Source organism: Marinobacter sp. OP 3.4 (assembly GCF_036224885.1).
GTDB lineage: Bacteria > Pseudomonadota > Gammaproteobacteria > Pseudomonadales > Oleiphilaceae > Marinobacter.
Map to the genome: position 1 here is coordinate 30,629 of NZ_JAVVLT010000051.1, position 13,460 is coordinate 44,088.

The following is a 13,460-nucleotide window of genomic DNA, read 5'->3' on the forward strand; positions in this document are numbered from 1 at the left end:
GGCACGGTTTAGGCTCCGGGGTCGGTCAGCTCGGCGTTGACAGAGCCGAACAGGAGGCCGGCGGCGCTGGCGCCCTGGGCGGGCAACGTGGGCATGGTGCCAGTGAAGGTGCCGGTGCCATCGCCGTTGTCGGTAATGGTGACGGTCACGTTCAGGGTGTTGCTGCCGCTATCGGTTAGCACAAGCGGACTGGTCGGCACACCCGCAAAGTTGGCATAGCTGCCGCTGATCGTGCTGCCAGGGGTCAGGGTGGCGTTGTCGAGGGTGACGGAGGGGCCGGCGTTCTCAGCAATGCCCATGGCCGCAACATACGAGTCGCCGGAGCCGGCTTCATTCTCGACCTCAATCGTAATAACGCCGCTAGAAGGCGAAACCTCGGTGAATACAGCGGATTCCGTGGTGTTTGGGTTGCCGCCAACCACGTCATTAGTAATCTGGGGAGTGCCCCCACCATTCACAGTCCATGATGAGGAGCGGCCACCGATGGTGTACGAGGAAATACCGTAAACGGTATACGTCTTGGAGTCATCAAGATCAGTCCATTGGCCAACTGCCCCACCGCGAGCGCTCTGTAGTAGAGCCCCCGGCGCCACCCATGCGGCATCCCCTGTGCCGCCGTCTGTCGTGCCCTCGCCCCCTGGTATGCCAGTGAACGAGGTAGTGAACTGAAACGACCAGCCGGTTGATCCCAGCCCCTGCACCGATTCATCGCCGGCCTCAACGTTATACCAATCGGTGACGGAAACATCGCCTCCGTTCGCGTGTGTCACGTTTATGTAGGCTTCACTCATTTCAACCACTCCGGCAGGGCGTTATACAGTTCTGTGGGCAGAGAGTCGTGCACCTCAACGCGGCTGATCGCGTACCATTCCTCGACTCGCTGATCGTTGGGGTAATCTCTCCATATAGCGTTGCCGCCAATGTCCACACAATTCCAGCCAAGCCCACCGGGGCTGCCGTTACCCATCCAGGCAATCGTGTTATTGGCAAAACAGAGCTGGTCGTTGACCCATTGAAGCCCAACGCCATCCTGCATGCCGGGGGCGGAATTCATCTTTGCGTACAGCTCAACCTTGTTCCAACCTGCGCCGTACACCATGTCGTGCGTAACCGTCACACCTGGCTGAATTACCTGCCCGGTAGTTCGGTCCAGTAGGGTGAAGCTCACGCCATCGATACCATCACGGATATTGTTGTCGAAATTCAGGGCCAGATCGCCGCTGGCAAGCGGGCGAGGGAGCCCGATAGGTGCCGGGTCGTTCTGGTAATAGTTCGACTCTTGGGGGTCGCCTCGAAATGCCAGGAAATTGCGCAACCCGTACTGGCTGACCCCCCACTGAGTCTGAAACAAAGCGGAGGTATTCCCGTCGGTGAAAAACTTGTATATCTCGCTGTCAGGGGTTCCTGCATCTAGGTGCCGAAACCGAACGATTTTGGATTGCCCACCGGATGTCCATCCCGGCTGGAACTTAATCCAGTAACGAACTAGCATTTCCGGATATTGATCATCGAACCACTTTGTCAAAATCCCATCAGCATTCCAGTTGTTCCACCCTGCGTCGTAGGACTCTCGGTAGTGCACGTAGGATTTCCCTACTCCGCCTTCCAGTTGCTCCGGGTCATCACCTTTGATCATGTAGGCGTCGTGGTGATCCGGGTATCCGTTTGACGGCGACCAGTTGACCTCACCATGGCGCTGGTTGGTCCATCCGGCGTCCAGCATGCCCTGTGGTAACGGCTGTGAGCTGGTGTGGTCCGGCAGGCCGTCAAACGATTCCTCAAAAATCAACCCCTGAGCCGCCGCAGCCGTAGCCTGGTCAACCGGATCGCTCCACGCGCCGGCGTCCTCACCGATATAGCCGCGCAACTGAACGGAATAGGTTTGCTCAGCGGTCAGCCCGGTAACCGTCAGCCCGGATACTGCCTCCCCAGAGTCAACGCGAATCTCGTAGGAATCGGCTCCGTTGCCCTGGGTGATGGTCGCTGTGATGCTGTTGCTGGTTGCCGACAGGGTGAACTCTGGCGGATTGGGCCCAGTTGAGCGTGTTCCGTCGCGCAGGTCCGGTGCCGTGGCGATAAAGGGCGAGGTCAGGCCCTTGACCGGCGGCGTCGTCAGGTTTCGCAGGACGATGTTACTGGGCGTTGGCATTGGTGATCTCTTTGATGGCGTCAACGAGGCCGCGCTGTCGGGTGGCGCAGTCGTGGTACTGGCTGGCCCAGTCGCTCATGGTGAGCACGACATCCCGGGCGGTGCCGTCAGTCAGGGGTGGGAGCGTCTTCGGGCACTTGATCAGCAGGTTCTCCTGGGGCTTCACCACTGGCGGCGCTGTTGAGCAGCCGGATAGAAGCATCAGGGAGGCAAACACGCTGATACACAGGCTTCTGAATCTCACGGATCACTCCCCGGTCGATGACGCGCTCGTTGGCTTTCAGCTCACTGAGTCGCTGTTCGACCTGTGCGGAAATCTCTCTTTGACCTTCGCGGATGTTTGCGGTGAGGCGGTCCAGGGCCTCCATGGCGGCCAGCTCTTTGCTGTCCTCAAGCCAGCCCTTGGCGGTCCAGCCGGCACCGAATACGGCGGTAATGGCGACCGCTGCGGCGGCCAGCTTGATCTTGGAGGTGATCATTTGCGGGCCTGCGCGAACGCCTCAAAAGCGTTGTTGCCGTAGTAGCCCAGAAGGATGAAGCCGAAGACCCAGCAAAGACCCTCAACCAGATCGGTGTGGGTGCTGGGGATGGCGCCGGTCAGGGCGCACAGTAGGCTTATAACGATCCCAGCCAGGCTGACGTAGGCCATCAGGCGGCGGTGAAACCACCACTGGTTGGGGTTGGGGTGCTCGTCAGTCATCACGGGCGCTCATACGTCTGGTTTTCAATGAGCCGGTCCAGCTTGGAATTGATCAGGCGCAGGTCTGTCTTGAGCTCATCGAACTTCTTCTCCGACGTTTCCCGGTCCTGCACCCGTTGGTCTTGCAGGTGGCGGATGTTCAGTTCAGCCTGGCTGATCCTCGTGTCCTGCCCTGCCAAATACCAAAGGGCGGAAAGGAGCATGGCCATAGTGGTCAGCAGATGGGTGATGTTGATGGTCTTGCTGACGTGCCAGTTCTCCCGGGGTTGCTGGTCGCTCATGGGTACTCCTTCCATGGCAGTTGGTAGTGGGGCCCATCTTTCAGCGTCTGCCAGTCCCCGCCCCACTCAATGGGAATGCCCCGCTCTTGCGCCGCCTGTTTCATGGCGTCGGCAATCTTGTGATACAGAGGCCAGTCCCAGCGGACAGAGCCAGTGACCCAGGCCCCCAGATCGACGGCATGGCCGGTCAGGTGACGGCTGTTCATGGTCTGTGAGGCGCCAGAGGCTACAAGCTCTGCCTGCCGGGATTTGGTTCGAATGCCTTCCAGCACGGTGAAGTCCACCTCTGTGATCTGGATGGCGCGTTCGACAACGGTAGACAGGTCAGGGTGAACGCTCGCAAGCCTGGCTCTTGATCTTTGGCTGAGCATGAATCCCATGACGAACTCCGGGCATAAAAAAAGCCCGCACGGGGCGGGCTGGGAACTGGTAAGGATTACTTGACGGTTGGAATTACGCGCACAAAAAAAGCCGCTGACCAAATGGCGCGGCTTTCTCTGTGGATAGTTTCTCTATTTGACCTGAAGCCTACCCCAGCAGTGAGCCAGCAGTCAACACGATCAAGCTGCTTTCTGGTGGCCCGCCATAAAGCCTTCCAGCTTCTGATATCCGTCGGTGATCCGCCGGCGCATGGCTTCAACCGAACAGTTCAGATAGTGGGCGCACTCGAGATCATCCCAGAACTTTGTTATCGGCTTGTCAGGGTTGAATGGGTCTACCGCCAAAACTCGAGTCCTTCCCCGCAGAGCACGATCTACGGCCAGCGCCTCTACCTGCTTATCTGACAGCAGCGCCATGATGGTGGCGGCCCGGCTCATGTCCTCGGTGATGTACTGACGGTTGATCCGATCGACCTTGGCGCCCAGCTTACAGAATCCAGAGAAGCCGGAGCTTTGATACTTCACCGCCATCTCGAGAATGTTCCGTCCCTCCCAGGTGATGTCTTTGGTCATATCGGCCCGAACCACGTACTCGAGGAACAGGTCAACAATGCTTTCCGCCGCTTCACGCGCCCGCTTCTGCTCTGGTGTCTTCCGGTTCTGCTCTGCCATGTCGCTACTTCCCCCGCATACGATTGATCATGCCCCGCAATGTCTGCTCGTCCCTGGCGCTATGGCTTTTCAGCCAATCCTCCAGCTCCTGCCGGGTGATGTTCTTGGCCTGGTACAGCCTCAGCTTCTGGGTGGCCTCGTCTTTGAGGCGGTTCCAGCGGGTGAGGCAGTCGGCTTTGTACTGCTCTTGGTCTACCACCACTCGACCTTCCTCATGCGCTTGGTCATGCCTTTCTCCAGCATCAGGTGCAGCCCGTAGTCGTGACATACCACCCTGCCCTTGTAGATGCCGAAGTTCGCCGCTTTGGTGTCCGTGAAAAAGGCTGGCAATTGGTCTGGCAACTTCCCGTCCAGCGGCTTGGTCTTGGCCTGAATCAGGACGCGACCACACGGGCTGATGTCCAGGCAGGGCGCAAACCACTTGGCCAGGTCGGTTTCCTGAATCCGTGACCACGTCTGCCACTCGTTGACGTTCTGGTAGAAGTCCGGCTGCTCAAACTTCACCACGGCATTCTTGATCAGGCTCCAGTCGTACACCGTGCGGCTCATGCCGGCCCCAAGCTGCTCACCGGTCAGCATGTGGAACAGGTCGTGGGCGATCAGGTTTGGCTGGAATATCTCGTCAATGACGCTCATATCACCACCCCACGCTCACCATGACTGGTCCGAAGCAGGCAAACCCCACTTTAGCCTTGCGCCAAAGACGGAAGTGCAAAGCCAGGGTTTTGTGCAGCCTGAAATCTATCCACCCATCGAAACAGTGGATGGCCATGCTCACGCTCTTGCTATCGCGGTCGAAGTAGATCTTCATTTCCCTGCCGCCTCCCCGGCCAACCCTGCATAAGCCGCCAGATCCTCAAAGTTGTCCGCCCGGAAGTCGCCCTGTTCACTGCGGACCAGTTTCAGGCAGCACATGAATTTCCAGCCCTGTTCCTCGGTCATTTCGATACCGGTCAGAGCCCTGAACATGTCCACGGTCTTGCCCATGCTGCGCTCGCCCTGCGGCGCGTCGTAGGTGGCGGCGCGGTCTTTCATGTGGCCAAGGCCAGCCTCCAGGAATTCGTGGGCCAGAAGGTTTCGAGGCGCCTCCATAGGCCGAATAACCTCTACGGGCTTGAGCCTCAACCGCGAAACTTGGCGGAACAGGTCGCGTATCAGCCCTTTCACGGGAAGGTCATAGCTCATTGCGCCAGTTTCCCAGTTCATGCGGTGAAGCATGTAATAGGGCCAACTTCCTTCAGGGATTGCCCAGTTGTTCCAGTTCGGATGATCCCGGTCTGGGCTGTATGGATATTGCTGCTCGTCACTCATGCCACCTCCCTCACCGGCAACTCCCCGGCGCTGTTGTAGACCTTGATGCCCAGGCGGTGGGCCTCGTCTATCTCGCCCTTGGCACCGCTGCTGTACTGCCAGCCATCGACCAGCACCACGGCGTCGCACTTCTTCATGAGCGCCAGGGTGCCGTCAAGCCAGAACTGATCGTCAGCCAGCCCCGGGAAATCGTGGTCAAAGAGCGCCGTATTCACCGTCGGCATGACCGGGAACCATCCACGCCGCACACAGAGGCGACCAACGTGCCTTGCGGCTGCCACGTTCTGCGCTACCGCTTCCCGGGTTTCGGCTCGGTAGGGGCCGGCTACGTAGACCAGGGGCAGCTTCCTCGTCGCCATATTCGGGTCAAACACTGCGCACCTTGTCGATGCTGCTGGATAGTTCATGACAACCCCCACATAGCCAAACCCCAAACCGCCCAGGTGCCGATGTTCATAGTGAACGCCAGGCCCAGGTTCATCAGGGCGTACATTGCACGGTGGAATCGTCCGCCGCTCCCCGTCATCCGGTGGTGAAAGTGAACAAAGCAGGCCGCCGTGATCAGCAGCGGAATCAGGATTGTGTAGGTCATCAGAAAAGCCTCCCCATGCTTTCAGCGAACTCATACGGGTCCTTGGCGTGCTTGGCCAAATTGCATTTCGGGCAGGCAATTACCAAATTGTCAATTTCATGCTGGCCGCCTTTTGCTAGCGGCACATAGTGGTCAATGTGGAAATCGCTTCTGCATTTTGATTCACACCAGTAGCAAACTTTGGCCTGGCTATCAGCCCACTCATTGAGATCTTCCCGAGAGACCCCTTGAAGACCGGCCCTTCGGCGGGCTTGAGATGCCCGCTGTATTTCCCGATACCGCTCTCGGTTTTCTTCACGCCACTTTCTTTGCCATGCAACGAACTTCTCTTTATTTTTCTCTCGATACGCCTTTCCATAGGCCAGCCGCTTGTCTCTGGTTTTAAGGTATGCGCGCCTAGCGGTCTGCTTTCTGCTCTTGATGTTTTCTGGCAATGCAGCCCGCTCCTTTGTGCACTCCAGGCATACCCCGTTGGTTGTTTGTCGAATGGAAACGTGCCCGTGCTTACATGGCCTGCCCGTGAAGTAATGCGGAGACCCGCTCTCCATTGCGTCCGGACGACTCGATGGTAGCCGCAGCCCTTGGCCATGGCTTATTGCGAGATTAGCGCTCATGCCGCTTCCCCCGCCTGATAAACCATGTCAGGCGTAATCGTGATTCGACTCACCTCGCCGTACAGCTTGTGATAGGTCATGGTCTTCGCTGACCGCTCGCTTATGTAGCCGCCCCGGGCAGCATGTGCGTCAGGGGCCGCTAAGGTCCGGTGCTGCTCATTCTTGATGCCGTTGAACTCAATCACCTTGTCATGATGCAGGTGTCCGCTGTGGCAGTATCGATGCTTGGCGGCGCCCCACTCTTTCGGGAACAGCGCGGCCATGACGGACGGTAGCTGCTCGATCTTCTTCAGGTGGCCGTGGTGGTAGGTCAGCATCGTCTCGCCGTGCAGGTGGCAGTAATACGGGCGGGGGCTGCGGTCGATGGTTACCCGGGGCTCGTGCTCATACATGGCGTGAAGCCACTCCCGTGTGGCCATGCTTACACTGATATCGTGGTTGCCTTCGGCCATCAGCACGATGACGTGCTTGTGCTTCGCCAGCAGCATGCTGATGATTCGGCGGGTGGTGCGGATCATGACGCGGATGATCTTCTGGTAACGGGAATCGGCGTCCAGGATGTGGCCGCTGGTGGGCGTGACAGCCAGTATGCCGTCATAGTGGGCATGGTCACCCAGTTGGCAGAAGATGGCCGTCTCGGAATCCGGCGACAGCGCAATCGCCTGCTCAAACCAGCGCATCAGCAGGTCTTCGGCGATTCTCAAGTCCCAATCCGCGCCGGTTTCCTCCCCCCAGGCCAGGCAGCCAAGATGATAATCCGTGAGCGTGTACTGGTTGAGCAGGTCAGCAGAGAGCCCCTTCGGCGCCTTCGTCGGCTTCACTCGCGGCAACTCGTCGGCCATAGCCTCAAAGGTAGCCTTCATCATTTCCCACTGCTTTTCCTTGTCGGCGTCGTACTTGAGCCAGCGGCGGGTCAGGGTTCCGTCTTCCTCGTTGATGAAGTCGCTGTGGCCTTTGAGCAGGAACCCAGGGGCCGCTTGGCGGGTCAGCTCATGCTCAGGCGCGAACCCCTGCCGCGCCGCCCTGGTCTTCAACCTGGCCATGGCGTGGTCCACAGCCCTACGGTTAACACCCAGCTTCTTTGCAGCCTTCTGCTGCGACCCATGCTCATTCACCGCGAGAAGGTACTCCCGCTCCCGATCAGTTGCGTACTCCAGTAACTTCTCGTCCAGCTTCATGCGGCTTTCCTCTCAATCTCACGGGTCAGCTTTCGGTAGTGGGCCTTGATCTGCTCCAGGTCCTGAATCGTGTACTTCTTCGGTTCGTGCGGCCCTTCCAGCCAATCAAGGGCTTCCTGTCCAATGGTGTTCAGCAGGTTCTTGCGATAATCGACGGTGTTGCCGGACAGGTGCTGATTGCAACGTGTGCACTGCGCCCAGCAGTTCAGTTCCTCAAAGCGCAGTTCAGGGGCGGATCCGACAGAGCGGTAATGCCCGGCGTCCACCCGGCTGCCCGTCATGAGACCGTCATTGGTCTGGTAGGCGCCGCAACTGATGCAGGGGCGGTACTTGTCCCGGGCCCGGATGTAGGCGTTGAACGCCTGCTGGGCTTCCTTCATGTGCTGGCCCCGGGTTTTGAGGTCCTGTTTCTGCTTCCTGATCCATGCGCGGGATTCCTTGCGCTCCTTTGCTGCCTTCTGTTCCTTCTCCCGGTCCACCAACGCCAGCGCACAGGCAGGACTACATGCCTTTTGCAGGCTATTCATGGGCTGATACTCGCCCTTGCAGACCTTGCACTTCTTCTTGCGCTGGATGCCGGACCTTTTCACTTGGCCTCCCGCTCAATCATCGCGGCCAGGCGCTTGCTCACTGCTTTCGCTGACAGGGCGTTCAGGCGCTTTGCAACTCTGTTCTGATAACAGACGGTTTCGGCGTACCGGTACATATGAACGCGGTGGTTCTCGATCAGGCCCAAGAGCCACCGTTGCCGCCGGCCAAACTTCGATTGATAGAAGCGCTCAGCTTTCGCCGTAGCTTCCTCAGACCATGCCGACTCCAACTCATTCAGGGTGCTCACGCCGCATCCTCCCCAAACTCAGCCGGCATGTCGTTAAACGCCGGCCTGGTGATGGTGCTGGCCTGCTGGGAGGGCAGTTCGGTGACCTTGCCTCCATTGGCCACGAAGTCCTGGGTCAGCAGTTCGATCTCTGCCCTGGCTGAGCGGCGGCTCTGCTGCGACATGCTCACGGCAACCGGGCGCATGATCTGTTCGGGCTTGCAGTTGGGGTGTCGGGTCATGTGGCCTTCTCCTGTTTCTCAGTCACTACCAATTCGATATTCAGGTCTTCGGCCAAGCTCATGAGGCTTCGCACATGCTCAATCTCGCCCAGCGTCCACTCTTTGGTGGCTTCCCGGACAATGGAGCGAACGTCCTGCTCGACCTGCTCCAGGTCCTTCTGAATCCGCTCCATGAACCGGCTGACCACCAGATCCTCAACACGGCCCTGTAGCTCGTGCGCAATGTGGGCGCTCAGCATCTTTGCGACATCAGGCTTCTGCATGCTCATGATGTTTCACCCTTCAGTTGCTGCATCAGTTGGTCAAAGGTCATGCCGTTGGTGGAGTTGGCGGGCTTGGCGGCGTTGGCTGCCACCATGTCGGCCATGATGATGCCGAGTCGCTTTTTGCGCCTGCGTGCAGCCCGGTTCATTGCGCGGGCAAACTCTTTTACCGGGTCGCTTCCGTTACCCGCTTTGGGTAAACCAGTACCCATATAGGGCTTTGTGGGTCTTTGGGTGCTCATGCGGCAACCTCCATTCCTTGCCAGTTCGGATCGGTGAGCTGGAATCCCAGCCCGGTGAAGTGCTGATAGATGGCGTCCAGGTATCGGCGCATCTGCGGGACGTGCATCAAACGGGTAACCGGGAAGTCGAAGGGCTCAGCCATCAGCGCCAGCTTGGTTTCATAGGGCAGCGGCTTGACGGTCTGGTCGTACTTGGCTTGAAAGTCGTCGTCCTCGCGGAGAATCGGCACCCCGAAGTGGAGCTTGCAGTACGCCCGGTATTCCTCGGCAGTCTGGTCGCCCTGCTCCGCCGCTTCCTTGCACCACTGCATCTGGAGTCGGTTCTGCGGCAGGCTGCGCTTGTCGCCGTCCTTGATCGTGTTGGTGAACGGCATGGGCTTGCTCTCGATGTAGCGGATGAGCATCTGGCGCTCTTGCTCGGTGCGGACCAATCGCTGATTCATGACAGCACCCTCCGACGAAACCGCAGCAGGCGGTTGAACTTCACCCCGGACCGGCTACAGTGACCGCTGACGGTATAGACCCGGAACTTGCCGTCGATCATGGCACCCCGGGTGCGGCTCTCCTTGAACGGCTCGCGGGGCAGGAAACTGGTGGCCACTCGCAGGGTGTAGGGCATGATTTCTGTGCATCGGGCGAAGCGGTTGGTCATAAAGCCTCCACCTGGCCAATTGTTGAGATCGCCACGAATACCGACACGAACCCCATAGCGACAAACCAGCCAAACTCTCGGTCGCAGTAGGAGCGCGCCGTTTCAGCAATGCACAGAACCAGCACGACGACGGTGAGCGTGAGGTGAATCATCCGTCCACCCTCCCGCGCTGCTGCTCATGCTCCCGGCACAGACCTACACCCACGCCACCACAGATGGCGGCCATGCATACTGCGATAAGGCGCCCCATTACTGTGTAGTTGCCCGGGTTCGCGTCCCAGAAGATGAAGCCGATGATCAGGAAGCCGGCGATTGCGCCGATGGTTGCCGCGACGAGATACTTCATGACTCCACCCTCCCGCGCTGTTCACGATTAATGAACAGAGCCATCGGCTGAACTGTCACCATATATGTACAAGTGGAGACGGTTTGTCTGATTGTGCTCATATTGGGACAGGTCATGACTGATCCCCTCCCTTGCGCAGCATGCCGGCGTCGTAGAGGGCGGTCATGATCGTGGCCATGGGGATCTGGCCAGAGATGCCGAAGTGCTTGATTGCCTGATGCGCGACCTTCACGGCTTCGCTACAGACTTCCTCCCTTCCGCGCTCTGCGTCGGTCTTGAGGGGGCGCAGTTGCGAGGGTTTGTAGGCGTGATACTCGTCGCCCACCCTGCAGACCGCCGACTTGATACTCATTTCTTCGTCGTAGCCAACCACTCGGCCAGTGAAGTATCTGTAGGCGCAAGGGCTGAGCGGTTCCCGGAGTTCTACTTCCACACCAACCGGCGGCAGCCCATCCACCCACTCCTGGCTCTCTGGTTGGGCCTGATCTTTCAGGCGAATACCGGTATCCGTCCAGCCAGACACTTCATCAGGGTAAAAGCATCCCCCTTTGGGGTATTCCTGAAAGCGCGGGCCGTCAGACTGAAACTCGCACAGGAAATAGGTGCCCCGGTTGCACTCGTCATCGGTGACAACGACAAGGGCGCCGTCTTCCGGCAAATCCTGGCTCTCTGGCTTGGCGTCAGTGGGCTGGGGCTTGGGGCGGGAGACGCAGCAAGGGTGCAAGCGCGCATCGTAGAACTGCTTATTTGTCGGGCAGTAATGGGACGCTGATCCTGCGTTCTCATCCCACCACTCCACACTATTCAGCTGCTCCTGCGTCGGGGTTTTCATGGCGCTCTCCTGTTCAAGCAATTCCTGAATGCGGCGCTCCCTGCCTGCCCGGCAATGAGGGCAGCTATCATCGAAGCTGTAATGTGTGAGTCGGTGTCCGTGGCAAATAGGCATCACGCAGCCTCCCCAGGCCCGCCCGACTGAACCACAAACATCTCAGTCCCGTTGGGTTTGCTGAACTTGTGCAGCTCTCCGGCGTCCACCAGCGCATGCAGTCCGGCCCGGACCTCGAACGCGCTCTCACAAAGCGCCGTGGCAATCACCCCGCAGGGCATCGGGTCGCAGCCGTCCAGAAACGACAGAATTCGCTGCTCAAGCTGCTTCTGTTCGTTGATGCTTCTCACGGCTTCACCTCCACAATCGCCACCGGAAACCACTCTGGGTGACTTCCCGCCAATTCATCCCACAGCTGGTTCGCAGACTTCGCACTCATGCGCACTCTGCGCACTCCAAACTCGTGATACTCAATCTCAAACTCCCGCAGAACCCCGCATGGCCCCGCTTCGCATGGGTTTTGCGCACTGCGTAGTGTGCGTAGTTGGTGCGTAGTCATTGGCGCGGCTCCCGGAGACAAACATATCGCTCCACCGTTGCCTGAAAAGTTGGGGGCTCGCGGTCACCGGGGTACCACGGGTAGAGCTCTCGCTCCTCGGTGATCTTTTGGACGCCAACCGTTTCGAGCCAACGCAAACCCTTGTCAGTCATGACCGGCCTCCACGCGTACCAACGCTCCATTCCTGGCTGGCTCACCGCGCACCTACCCGCTGCTTGCCCTTCTCGGATTTCAGCAGCCGCTTCATCATGAACACGGACCCTTCACTGGTGGCGATGCAGTAAGCAGCGCCGGCGGCAACCAGGTGCAGCCACGACCCGGTTTCAATCGCAGTCCACACCTGCTTCCAGATCAGGATGTTTGTCAGGAACCAGATGCCGTTGGAGCAGTACGCGGCCTTGCGGTGATAGGTAGGATCACCGGAGTTACGACTACGGCTGACCCAGGTGAAGGCCATGTTCTGGACGAAGGCCACGCAGGCCAGGATGATGATCTCGATCATTGCGGGTTCCTCACTCACAGAGTCCGTACACGGATGTGCACTTGGGTTTCTCGTCGGTCACGTCGATGGCTTTAATCAGATCGTACTGGCGGCCGCCTCGGCTGGTTCCGGCCCATTCGGCAATCTGGTGAATGCCATGACTGTCCAGGTTGATCTCGGAATTCACGCGGGAATTACCTGGCACCGTGTCCGCGCTGAAGAACGTGGCCATCTGCCTCTTGCTGGCCTTCGATACCAGCCGCTCCCATTGGGCCACTCGCTCAAACTGCTCTGGATAGGCCGTCTTAATGGCCGACAACTCATCCTTGCGTGCGTGAATACATGGCATACACCCCACTCGACTCATTCCTTTCTCATAGAGCGGGTTCCATTTCACGCCGGCCTTTCGGTGTTGGTCGAACACCTGCTCAGCGTTCCACTCGATGATGGGGCGATAAATAAGCCAGCCTTTCGGCTCGGGATCCCAGCTACCGAGTTCAACGTCGTACATCGGCAGGTTCTGCCGCTCTCTGGATTCGTCAGCGCGAACCCCTTGCCAGCTGATCACAGTGTCGAATTGCTTAAGCAGCGGATCCATGAATCTATTCAAGGGCTCATGCTTGAGCTCGGTGCTGCAGAAGCGGCTGGTCGTTGACGGGAACCTTCCTTTCCAGAGGCACAGGTCTAGGAACGGAACCCCGGTGGGGTGTAGCAGGTCAATCATGTTCTCTAGGGACCGCTGGGTGTAACCCGTGCAGTGCCGATCCCGGCGACCGCAATCGTCCAGGCAAATCAGGTTTTCAATCATGCGCTGGCGCTTGGCGTTTACCCGATCCGCAAAGTCGGCTCGAACGATATGGATATGCTGGCCGGTCTGGCCCCGCAGGTATCCGTCCAGGTATTGAACGTACTCATAGGTTTCCGGGTGCTCGTGACCGGTGTCCGCGAACACGACTACCAAATTTTCCGTATTTCGCTCGATAGCTAGCGTAAGCATGGCCGTGCTGTCCTTGCCGCCGCTGATGCTGATGACGTTGCAGGTGCTCATTTCCCACCCCCAACCTTAAAAGGCACCCAATCAGAGTTCTTCTTCACCGGCTTGTGCCACGTATCCACAGACTTGGGCTCAAGCTCCAGGCGGTAGCGGGAGGCGGT

At 58.8% G+C, this 13,460-nt stretch carries 29 protein-coding genes; all 29 read right to left on the minus strand.

What is annotated here, in order from left to right; genetic code table 11:
* Positions 1–8: 8 nt before the first annotated feature.
* Positions 9–791: a hypothetical protein gene (locus RO069_RS09180; RefSeq protein ID WP_328186924.1), complete on the minus strand. Its 783-nt coding sequence runs from the start codon at positions 789–791 to the stop codon at positions 9–11.
* A complete protein-coding gene (locus RO069_RS09185; RefSeq protein WP_328186926.1) occupies positions 788–2,149 on the minus strand; it encodes a hypothetical protein in 1,362 nt (453 codons plus the stop codon). The genes RO069_RS09180 and RO069_RS09185 overlap by 4 nt, the downstream gene beginning before the upstream one ends.
* Complete coding sequence (gene lysC, locus RO069_RS22110) at positions 2,133–2,351, minus strand: Rz1-like lysis system protein LysC (RefSeq protein ID WP_442915357.1); 219 nt, start codon at positions 2,349–2,351, stop codon at positions 2,133–2,135. Before lysC ends, RO069_RS09185 begins: the two co-directional genes overlap by 17 nt.
* Positions 2,257–2,628, minus strand: a complete 372-nt coding sequence (locus tag RO069_RS09190) for a hypothetical protein (protein ID WP_328186927.1) — start codon at positions 2,626–2,628, stop codon at positions 2,257–2,259. The genes lysC and RO069_RS09190 overlap by 95 nt, the downstream gene beginning before the upstream one ends.
* Complete coding sequence (locus RO069_RS09195; RefSeq protein ID WP_328186929.1) at positions 2,625–2,849, minus strand: hypothetical protein; 225 nt, start codon at positions 2,847–2,849, stop codon at positions 2,625–2,627. The genes RO069_RS09190 and RO069_RS09195 overlap by 4 nt, the downstream gene beginning before the upstream one ends.
* Positions 2,849–3,130: a hypothetical protein gene (locus tag RO069_RS09200; RefSeq protein ID WP_328186931.1), complete on the minus strand. Its 282-nt coding sequence runs from the start codon at positions 3,128–3,130 to the stop codon at positions 2,849–2,851. Before RO069_RS09200 ends, RO069_RS09195 begins: the two co-directional genes overlap by 1 nt.
* Positions 3,127–3,510, minus strand: a complete 384-nt coding sequence (locus RO069_RS09205; RefSeq protein WP_328186932.1) for a M15 family metallopeptidase — start codon at positions 3,508–3,510, stop codon at positions 3,127–3,129. The genes RO069_RS09200 and RO069_RS09205 overlap by 4 nt, the downstream gene beginning before the upstream one ends.
* Before the next feature lie 180 nt (positions 3,511–3,690).
* A complete protein-coding gene (locus RO069_RS09210) occupies positions 3,691–4,182 on the minus strand; it encodes a hypothetical protein (RefSeq protein WP_328186933.1) in 492 nt (163 codons plus the stop codon).
* A gap of 4 nt (positions 4,183–4,186) precedes the next feature.
* Positions 4,187–4,384: a hypothetical protein gene (locus RO069_RS09215; RefSeq protein WP_328186934.1), complete on the minus strand. Its 198-nt coding sequence runs from the start codon at positions 4,382–4,384 to the stop codon at positions 4,187–4,189.
* Entirely contained in the window at positions 4,375–4,818 is a 444-nt protein-coding gene (locus RO069_RS09220; RefSeq protein ID WP_328186936.1) for a hypothetical protein, read from the minus strand. Before RO069_RS09220 ends, RO069_RS09215 begins: the two co-directional genes overlap by 10 nt.
* A gap of 1 nt (position 4,819) precedes the next feature.
* The gene (locus RO069_RS09225; protein ID WP_328186938.1) at positions 4,820–4,993 is read right to left on the minus strand and encodes a hypothetical protein; all 174 of its coding nucleotides are present in this window, start codon (positions 4,991–4,993) and stop codon (positions 4,820–4,822) included.
* Positions 4,990–5,493 (minus strand): DUF6378 domain-containing protein, encoded by a 504-nt coding sequence (locus RO069_RS09230; RefSeq protein WP_328186941.1) that lies wholly within the window; start codon positions 5,491–5,493, stop codon positions 4,990–4,992. The genes RO069_RS09225 and RO069_RS09230 overlap by 4 nt, the downstream gene beginning before the upstream one ends.
* Entirely contained in the window at positions 5,490–5,900 is a 411-nt protein-coding gene (locus tag RO069_RS09235) for a DUF1937 family protein (RefSeq protein WP_328186942.1), read from the minus strand. The genes RO069_RS09230 and RO069_RS09235 overlap by 4 nt, the downstream gene beginning before the upstream one ends.
* Positions 5,897–6,085 carry a hypothetical protein gene (locus RO069_RS09240; protein WP_328186943.1) on the minus strand — a complete coding sequence of 63 codons (189 nt, stop codon included), beginning with the start codon at positions 6,083–6,085 and terminating at the stop codon, positions 5,897–5,899. The genes RO069_RS09235 and RO069_RS09240 overlap by 4 nt, the downstream gene beginning before the upstream one ends.
* The gene (locus tag RO069_RS09245; protein WP_328186945.1) at positions 6,085–6,519 is read right to left on the minus strand and encodes an HNH endonuclease; all 435 of its coding nucleotides are present in this window, start codon (positions 6,517–6,519) and stop codon (positions 6,085–6,087) included. The genes RO069_RS09240 and RO069_RS09245 overlap by 1 nt, the downstream gene beginning before the upstream one ends.
* Positions 6,520–6,695: 176 nt before the next feature.
* Entirely contained in the window at positions 6,696–7,877 is a 1,182-nt protein-coding gene (locus tag RO069_RS09250) for a helix-turn-helix domain-containing protein (protein WP_328186947.1), read from the minus strand.
* Complete coding sequence (locus RO069_RS09255; RefSeq protein ID WP_328186949.1) at positions 7,874–8,467, minus strand: recombination protein NinG; 594 nt, start codon at positions 8,465–8,467, stop codon at positions 7,874–7,876. Before RO069_RS09255 ends, RO069_RS09250 begins: the two co-directional genes overlap by 4 nt.
* Positions 8,464–8,715: a hypothetical protein gene (locus RO069_RS09260; RefSeq protein ID WP_328186950.1), complete on the minus strand. Its 252-nt coding sequence runs from the start codon at positions 8,713–8,715 to the stop codon at positions 8,464–8,466. The genes RO069_RS09255 and RO069_RS09260 overlap by 4 nt, the downstream gene beginning before the upstream one ends.
* Positions 8,712–8,936, minus strand: coding sequence for a hypothetical protein (locus RO069_RS09265; RefSeq protein WP_328186951.1), 225 nt, complete (start codon positions 8,934–8,936; stop codon positions 8,712–8,714). Before RO069_RS09265 ends, RO069_RS09260 begins: the two co-directional genes overlap by 4 nt.
* Complete coding sequence (locus tag RO069_RS09270; RefSeq protein ID WP_328186953.1) at positions 8,933–9,205, minus strand: hypothetical protein; 273 nt, start codon at positions 9,203–9,205, stop codon at positions 8,933–8,935. Before RO069_RS09270 ends, RO069_RS09265 begins: the two co-directional genes overlap by 4 nt.
* Entirely contained in the window at positions 9,202–9,441 is a 240-nt protein-coding gene (locus RO069_RS09275; RefSeq protein WP_328186955.1) for a hypothetical protein, read from the minus strand. The genes RO069_RS09270 and RO069_RS09275 overlap by 4 nt, the downstream gene beginning before the upstream one ends.
* Positions 9,438–9,884 carry a hypothetical protein gene (locus tag RO069_RS09280; RefSeq protein WP_328186956.1) on the minus strand — a complete coding sequence of 149 codons (447 nt, stop codon included), beginning with the start codon at positions 9,882–9,884 and terminating at the stop codon, positions 9,438–9,440. The genes RO069_RS09275 and RO069_RS09280 overlap by 4 nt, the downstream gene beginning before the upstream one ends.
* Complete coding sequence (locus RO069_RS09285) at positions 9,881–10,093, minus strand: hypothetical protein (RefSeq protein ID WP_328186957.1); 213 nt, start codon at positions 10,091–10,093, stop codon at positions 9,881–9,883. The genes RO069_RS09280 and RO069_RS09285 overlap by 4 nt, the downstream gene beginning before the upstream one ends.
* A complete protein-coding gene (locus RO069_RS09290; RefSeq protein WP_328186959.1) occupies positions 10,090–10,245 on the minus strand; it encodes a hypothetical protein in 156 nt (51 codons plus the stop codon). The genes RO069_RS09285 and RO069_RS09290 overlap by 4 nt, the downstream gene beginning before the upstream one ends.
* Positions 10,242–10,439, minus strand: coding sequence for a hypothetical protein (locus RO069_RS09295; protein ID WP_328186960.1), 198 nt, complete (start codon positions 10,437–10,439; stop codon positions 10,242–10,244). Before RO069_RS09295 ends, RO069_RS09290 begins: the two co-directional genes overlap by 4 nt.
* A gap of 112 nt (positions 10,440–10,551) precedes the next feature.
* A complete protein-coding gene (locus RO069_RS09300) occupies positions 10,552–11,271 on the minus strand; it encodes a hypothetical protein (RefSeq protein WP_328186961.1) in 720 nt (239 codons plus the stop codon).
* 113 nt (positions 11,272–11,384) lie between these two features.
* Positions 11,385–11,615 carry a hypothetical protein gene (locus RO069_RS09305; protein ID WP_328186963.1) on the minus strand — a complete coding sequence of 77 codons (231 nt, stop codon included), beginning with the start codon at positions 11,613–11,615 and terminating at the stop codon, positions 11,385–11,387.
* Positions 11,616–12,017: 402 nt separating this feature from the next.
* Positions 12,018–12,326, minus strand: coding sequence for a hypothetical protein (locus RO069_RS09310; RefSeq protein ID WP_328186965.1), 309 nt, complete (start codon positions 12,324–12,326; stop codon positions 12,018–12,020).
* A gap of 10 nt (positions 12,327–12,336) precedes the next feature.
* Positions 12,337–13,353, minus strand: coding sequence for a phosphoadenosine phosphosulfate reductase family protein (locus RO069_RS09315; protein ID WP_328186967.1), 1,017 nt, complete (start codon positions 13,351–13,353; stop codon positions 12,337–12,339).
* Positions 13,354–13,460: the final 107 nt, after the last annotated feature.

Excerpts from the sequence above, each read along its gene's own strand:
- RO069_RS09220 (WP_328186936.1), bottom strand. The coding sequence starts at position 4,818 with ATGAGCGTCATTGACGAGATATTCCAGCCAAACCTGATCGCCCACGAC.
- lysC (WP_442915357.1), bottom strand. The coding sequence starts at position 2,351 with ATGCTTCTATCCGGCTGCTCAACAGCGCCGCCAGTGGTGAAGCCCCAG.
- RO069_RS09310 (WP_328186965.1), bottom strand. The coding sequence starts at position 12,326 with ATGATCGAGATCATCATCCTGGCCTGCGTGGCCTTCGTCCAGAACATG.
- RO069_RS09265 (WP_328186951.1), bottom strand. The coding sequence starts at position 8,936 with ATGACCCGACACCCCAACTGCAAGCCCGAACAGATCATGCGCCCGGTT.
- RO069_RS09180 (WP_328186924.1), bottom strand. The coding sequence starts at position 791 with ATGAGTGAAGCCTACATAAACGTGACACACGCGAACGGAGGCGATGTT.
- RO069_RS09240 (WP_328186943.1), bottom strand. The coding sequence starts at position 6,085 with ATGACCTACACAATCCTGATTCCGCTGCTGATCACGGCGGCCTGCTTT.
- RO069_RS09295 (WP_328186960.1), bottom strand. The coding sequence starts at position 10,439 with ATGAAGTATCTCGTCGCGGCAACCATCGGCGCAATCGCCGGCTTCCTG.
- RO069_RS09270 (WP_328186953.1), bottom strand. The coding sequence starts at position 9,205 with ATGAGCATGCAGAAGCCTGATGTCGCAAAGATGCTGAGCGCCCACATT.
- RO069_RS09235 (WP_328186942.1), bottom strand. The coding sequence starts at position 5,900 with ATGAACTATCCAGCAGCATCGACAAGGTGCGCAGTGTTTGACCCGAAT.
- RO069_RS09290 (WP_328186959.1), bottom strand. The coding sequence starts at position 10,245 with ATGATTCACCTCACGCTCACCGTCGTCGTGCTGGTTCTGTGCATTGCT.
- RO069_RS09280 (WP_328186956.1), bottom strand. The coding sequence starts at position 9,884 with ATGAATCAGCGATTGGTCCGCACCGAGCAAGAGCGCCAGATGCTCATC.
- RO069_RS09285 (WP_328186957.1), bottom strand. The coding sequence starts at position 10,093 with ATGACCAACCGCTTCGCCCGATGCACAGAAATCATGCCCTACACCCTG.
- RO069_RS09230 (WP_328186941.1), bottom strand. The coding sequence starts at position 5,493 with ATGAGTGACGAGCAGCAATATCCATACAGCCCAGACCGGGATCATCCG.
- RO069_RS09210 (WP_328186933.1), bottom strand. The coding sequence starts at position 4,182 with ATGGCAGAGCAGAACCGGAAGACACCAGAGCAGAAGCGGGCGCGTGAA.
- RO069_RS09250 (WP_328186947.1), bottom strand. The coding sequence starts at position 7,877 with ATGAAGCTGGACGAGAAGTTACTGGAGTACGCAACTGATCGGGAGCGG.
- RO069_RS09185 (WP_328186926.1), bottom strand. The coding sequence starts at position 2,149 with ATGCCAACGCCCAGTAACATCGTCCTGCGAAACCTGACGACGCCGCCG.
- RO069_RS09205 (WP_328186932.1), bottom strand. The coding sequence starts at position 3,510 with ATGGGATTCATGCTCAGCCAAAGATCAAGAGCCAGGCTTGCGAGCGTT.
- RO069_RS09300 (WP_328186961.1), bottom strand. The coding sequence starts at position 11,271 with ATGAAAACCCCGACGCAGGAGCAGCTGAATAGTGTGGAGTGGTGGGAT.
- RO069_RS09190 (WP_328186927.1), bottom strand. The coding sequence starts at position 2,628 with ATGATCACCTCCAAGATCAAGCTGGCCGCCGCAGCGGTCGCCATTACC.
- RO069_RS09225 (WP_328186938.1), bottom strand. The coding sequence starts at position 4,993 with ATGAAGATCTACTTCGACCGCGATAGCAAGAGCGTGAGCATGGCCATC.
- RO069_RS09315 (WP_328186967.1), bottom strand. The coding sequence starts at position 13,353 with ATGAGCACCTGCAACGTCATCAGCATCAGCGGCGGCAAGGACAGCACG.
- RO069_RS09200 (WP_328186931.1), bottom strand. The coding sequence starts at position 3,130 with ATGAGCGACCAGCAACCCCGGGAGAACTGGCACGTCAGCAAGACCATC.
- RO069_RS09275 (WP_328186955.1), bottom strand. The coding sequence starts at position 9,441 with ATGAGCACCCAAAGACCCACAAAGCCCTATATGGGTACTGGTTTACCC.
- RO069_RS09195 (WP_328186929.1), bottom strand. The coding sequence starts at position 2,849 with ATGACTGACGAGCACCCCAACCCCAACCAGTGGTGGTTTCACCGCCGC.